The sequence below is a fragment of the Okeania sp. genome (assembly GCF_983059655.1).
Genome location: NZ_CEZPJD010000625.1, coordinates 1 through 4,850 on the forward strand (window position 1 = coordinate 1; position 4,850 = coordinate 4,850).

The window sequence follows — 4,850 nt, forward strand, 5'->3', positions numbered from 1 at the left end:
CCCCTCCCCTGAATATCAGACTTTTTCAGCAAACCCTAATAATTATTAATTATTAATTATTAATTATTAATTGTTTTTCAAAGCCAACCACCAAACTCCGTAACAAAGCGATCGCCCAAAATAGCATCTCGAATACGCTGGGTAAAGCGAATTAACTCTGTGACATTATGAAGAGACAATAGAGTATAACCTAAAGACTCCTTAGCTCTTACCAAATGAGCCAGATAAGCTCGACTAAAATTTTGACAACAATAACAAGGGCAAGATTCATCAAGAGGAGCATAATCTTCTCGAAACTTAGCATTTTTCAAATTCCACCTCTCCCCTCTTACCAAAGCTACTCCATGTCGTCCTAAACGAGTCGGAATTACACAATCAAATAAATCTATACCAGAAGCGATCGCTCGTACCATTTCTCGATAAGTGCCAACTCCCATCAAATAACGAGGTTTATCTTCTGGCAATAAAGGAGCTGTTACTTTAACTATATCATCTATTAGCTCGCCCGGTTCTCCCACACTCACTCCACCAATAGCATAACCCGGTAAATCCAAATCTACCAGCTGCCTTGCTGCTACAGAACGCAGATCGGGATAAACACCACCTTGAACAATACCAAATAAAGCCTGATCCTGACGTTGATGAGCTTCAACACAACGCTTCAACCATCGATAAGTACGATTTGTCGCCAACTCCACTTCTTCCCTACTCGCTGGGTAAGGGGGGCATTCATCAAAAGCCATAATCACATCAGCTCCTAATTCATTCTGAATTTGGATCGAACGCTCTGGAGTTATATCAATAATACTTCCATCACGAGGCGAGCGAAATTGAACGCCTGTTTCGCTAATAGTTCTGATTTCTCCTAAACTAAATACTTGGAAGCCCCCAGAATCAGTTAATATTGGCCCATTCCATGCCATAAATTTATGTAGCCCACCAGCACCAGCAATAATACTTTCTCCTGGTTGTAAGTGAAGATGATAAGTATTTGCCAAGACCATCTGCGCACCAGCCTTCTCTAACTGAGCAGGTGTGAGAGTTTTAACAGTTGCTAAAGTCCCCACAGGCATAAATCTAGGCGTATCTACACCACCATGAGGAGTCAAAAAAACACCTGCACGAGCTTTTGTGTTAGTACAACAAGCCTGATAATGAAAGGAAAAGTTTTGGGACATAATAGTTAGGTATTAGCAATTAAAAAATTCTAACTGTTTTCGCTAAACTGAGAAAAATTTATATGCTCTGCCTAATTCCGTTCTGCTGAACTTACCCTTTCAAGGGGAAAAAAATTTTTTCTCTACCGCGTCAATCCTCTACCTTATTAGGGAGAGGTAATTATCCATTATCCATTAATGAACCTATTTTTTTCCTTATCTGTATTAAAAGGGGCAATCATCATCATCAAACTGCATATCCCAATTAGATGATAACACTTGATCCATTACTGCGTCAAAAGCTGCAGCATTTATATTTTTGTGAGCTTGTTCTGTGAGAGGATTTGACAAAGGAATTAGCCTTAACTGACGTCCTTCAGTAATTAAATCAAAGTATGTTTCTTTCTTTGACGATTGTCCAAGTTCTAAATAATCAAAACTAAGCACATTTAAGTATATTGAATGATTAGCAACTAAAGTTGACCTTTGACAATCCGCAAATACTTCGAGTATGTATCCTTCACCCCGGCTCTGAACTTGGCCATCTTGAGTATGGATATAGCGGACTCTACCTAAATCTATCAACAGTCTTTGCATATCACGTTTATTGACAACGATGCCACTGTCAATGATGCAAGGAGCAGATACTCTCTGGTCAAAATTATTGGAACTCATATAGCAAAAGCCTCTGAATTTAATAGAAATTTCTCAGAACATTTTTTCTGTTCTGAAGTTATTTAGATAGTGCTATTCTTGTTCCAATTCTGGCATAGTTTCTTGGAGTATGAACCAATAATATGGAAATCCAGTTTGAAATATGCACAAAATTTCATGGAAAAGGGAACGATTTATCTAACAACAGGCAGTCTAGGGTAAGAGTTTTAGACTTTTAATCTATAGTTTGAATTTTTTATACATCTCATACTATGTATATCTAACTATGTATCCTTGAAATCTTTGAGGTTTATACATAAATATACCGTATACTAATTTTTTACCATACAAAATTAGTTTTGTCTACTCTATTCTATTGTTGTTAATTTGATTTTAAATAAATGCAGCAAATATTATTTTTTTTGATATTATAGTTAACAAGAAAAAGCCAAGTTCAGAAAATTTTTGGTGGTAAAAAATGTTGCTCCAAGTAACTAGGAAAATTCTGATAAAGCTCAGTGCTGGAATTGCATTTTATACCTGCTTACCAATTCCCCATACTTGGAACTTGGATTTTAACGGTATTGCTCGTTTTGCTCCTTTGATAGGATTGATGGTGGGGGCTATCCTTGGGCTAATCGATCTGGGGTTACAAGTTTTAGGAATGCCTATACTCACCAGATCTGCGGTTGTGATTATATGTGGAATTGCCTTAACTGGTGGTTTACATTTGGATGGGGTGATGGATACTGCTGATGGGTTAGCAGTGCCAGACCAGAAACGAAGATTGGAAGTAATGAGTGATAGTGCTACAGGAGCTTTTGGAGCAATGGCAGCGATCGCTCTATTGTTACTAAAAATTACAGCTTTAACAGATTTAGATAGTGACCGTTTTTTAATATTAATGGGAGTAGCAGGTTGGGGGAGATGGGGACAGTTAGTAGCGATCGCTCGATATCCCTATCTCAAACCTACTGGAAAAGGAGCATTTCACAAGCAGGCAAAGTATTCAATTTGGGATTTCCTCCAAAGTTTACTTTTATTACTGAGTATCAGTGGTATCCAAATTTTATTAAACCCTGAAAGTTGGTTAGTAGCTTCTGGGATGGCAATAGGAGGAATAGCGATCGCTCTGTTGACAGGTGCTTGGTTTAACCGTTGTTTGGGTGGTCATACTGGCGATACTTATGGTGCTGTGGTTGAATGGACTGAAGCATTATTATTGTGTTTATTGGTTACTTTGGAATAGCTATCGGTTATCAATTATGTTATGTTTTGATAATAGGCGATCAAAAAGCTTTTGTTTGTAGTATTGCTTGAGCAAATGAAATATTTATCTGATGAAGAGAGCAATACTTATGAGACTATAATTATAACTTTTTCAGAATAATTTTGGAGTTGATTTATAAATTTTAATATAGTTGATGCCCAATTAAAAAAAAAGGCAGTTACCAATTGATAATGGATAATTAATAACTGATAATTAATTCATTCGGTCTAAAGCCTGTCTTTTTAAGGATAAAAAAGCGGTTGAGTGATGGCGAGGAAACCTGCGCTATATCCAATCGAACAAGAGAAAATAAAGTTTAATATTTCAAGCCTCTGACTTTAACTAGAGGTACTGATAACTAATAATAACTGATAACTGAAATGACCTTGCCATATCTTTCTATTTTAATACAAAATAAATGGTTCCTAATTACTATTTTGATTGCAGCATTCGCAATTTCTACAGTATTATAGCGCTCCGCGCAAGGCAAAAGTCAAAAGTCAAAAGTTAAAAGTAATCCCTCACTGAGTTTAAGCCTTTGTAAATCTCCTAACCTTTGTTTCGACTGCTATACAATTTGAGAAGCTTGATGATCGCATTGCTATAGCTAATGATTTTTCTCCTAATATGGTTGGTGTTAATGATGGTTTTATTGAGTGGTGTCCTAATGATGAACCGCCGAGCTATTTGGAAAGGTTAATGTGGTGGTGGGTGGTTCGTCCAGATATGGGGGTGGCGATCGCGGAGCGTTGCGGATGCAACATCGCTCTTGAAGCTCCTGTTGAATTGAAAAGAATTATTGGGAACTATATTTTGGGTGTTTCATAAATGTGGGATGATTTTAATAGTCTTGTGGAAGTGGAATGGGCATCTTGCCCGTTCCTGAGATTTTCCCGTTTCTGAGATTTTCGGGACAGGCAGGATGGAGACAGGCAGGATGACTACTCCCACTTAACTTACCACTTATATTCATCTCGCCCCCTCAGCAATGCTACATTTTGAGCAGTGAATAGAGCGATCGCTTTCTACTTAGACAGCTAAGAATTTTTAACTTTAGCTCTCGAAAGCATACCAACCAGGTCCTTCAAAGGTAAAACCGGGAACGTTAGCAATAACGTTGTCTTTGTTTTCTTCCGTGCCTGTAAAAAAATGTACTGGGGTTCCTGTGGATGCAGAGGCATTTTCATTGAAAAAGCGGTAAACGGGAACTGCATTAGCAGGGGCGGTGGTTTCGGAAAAAGCGTAGAAGGCTATACCATCAGTTTCTAGCACTGGAAACTGACTTGTGATTTCGTCTGGGGACTGGAGGGTGTAGAAAAATGTACCCGTTTGTTGGTTTTCAAAGCGGTACACTGGTAATGCTCCTGTAATATCGGAAGATGGGGTCCTAAATTCTATGCCTTCATAACGATAGCGAGTAGGGTTGTTTTCGCGATCGCTAAATTCGGCTTGACTAGCAGTAAAGAAGTGAGACTGAGTTTGTTCGTCCCAAAAACGATGAACTACTTCACCTGTTAGGGAGTCGGTTTCCCCAAAAGTTGGTATTCGCGCACCCTGGGGTGGGTTATTTACTGGTGGCTCTGGAATAGTTGGTGAGGTAATGGAAGGGGAGCCTAAAAATGGCACTTCAGAAATTGGTATTGTCGGAGGTAGGGGTGGGTCACTTGTTGGCACTGGTATATCTGGAATAGTTGGTGGGGTAATGGAAGGGGGGACTAAAACTGGTGGTTCGATTTGTTGTTGTATGATTAAATCTTGTTCCATAGTTG

Annotated in this window: 4 protein-coding genes and 1 pseudogene; 2 read left to right on the forward strand and 3 right to left on the reverse strand. The window is 38.6% G+C overall.

Going from position 1 to position 4,850, the window contains the following annotated elements; all coding sequences use genetic code 11:
• Positions 1 to 77: 77 nt before the first annotated feature.
• Both tgt and AC3DU7_RS25480 read right to left on the reverse strand, forming a co-directional pair.
• Positions 78 to 1,178 (reverse strand): tRNA guanosine(34) transglycosylase Tgt, encoded by a 1,101-nt coding sequence (gene tgt / locus AC3DU7_RS25475; protein ID WP_488042078.1) that lies wholly within the window; start codon positions 1,176 to 1,178, stop codon positions 78 to 80.
• Between the two features lie 204 nt (positions 1,179 to 1,382).
• The gene (locus tag AC3DU7_RS25480) at positions 1,383 to 1,832 is read right to left on the reverse strand and encodes a hypothetical protein (protein ID WP_488042079.1); all 450 of its coding nucleotides are present in this window, start codon (positions 1,830 to 1,832) and stop codon (positions 1,383 to 1,385) included.
• Between the two features lie 457 nt (positions 1,833 to 2,289).
• Between AC3DU7_RS25480 and cobS the strand changes: the two genes are divergently transcribed.
• Positions 2,290 to 3,060 carry an adenosylcobinamide-GDP ribazoletransferase gene (cobS, locus tag AC3DU7_RS25485; protein WP_488042080.1) on the forward strand — a complete coding sequence of 257 codons (771 nt, stop codon included), beginning with the start codon at positions 2,290 to 2,292 and terminating at the stop codon, positions 3,058 to 3,060.
• Between the two features lie 648 nt (positions 3,061 to 3,708).
• Positions 3,709 to 3,909 (forward strand): hypothetical protein, encoded by a 201-nt coding sequence (locus AC3DU7_RS25490; RefSeq protein ID WP_488042081.1) that lies wholly within the window; start codon positions 3,709 to 3,711, stop codon positions 3,907 to 3,909.
• Between the two features lie 225 nt (positions 3,910 to 4,134).
• Here the strand turns inward: AC3DU7_RS25490 and AC3DU7_RS25495 are convergent.
• Positions 4,135 to 4,850: pseudogene (locus AC3DU7_RS25495) on the reverse strand (hypothetical protein); the annotation flags it as partial.

Bases quoted from the DNA above. Each gene is read 5' to 3' on its own strand.
- tgt (WP_488042078.1), bottom strand. From the start codon at position 1,178: ATGTCCCAAAACTTTTCCTTTCATTATCAGGCTTGTTGTACTAACACA.
- AC3DU7_RS25480 (WP_488042079.1), bottom strand. From the start codon at position 1,832: ATGAGTTCCAATAATTTTGACCAGAGAGTATCTGCTCCTTGCATCATT.
- AC3DU7_RS25490 (WP_488042081.1), top strand. From the start codon at position 3,709: ATGGTTGGTGTTAATGATGGTTTTATTGAGTGGTGTCCTAATGATGAA.
- cobS (WP_488042080.1), top strand. From the start codon at position 2,290: ATGTTGCTCCAAGTAACTAGGAAAATTCTGATAAAGCTCAGTGCTGGA.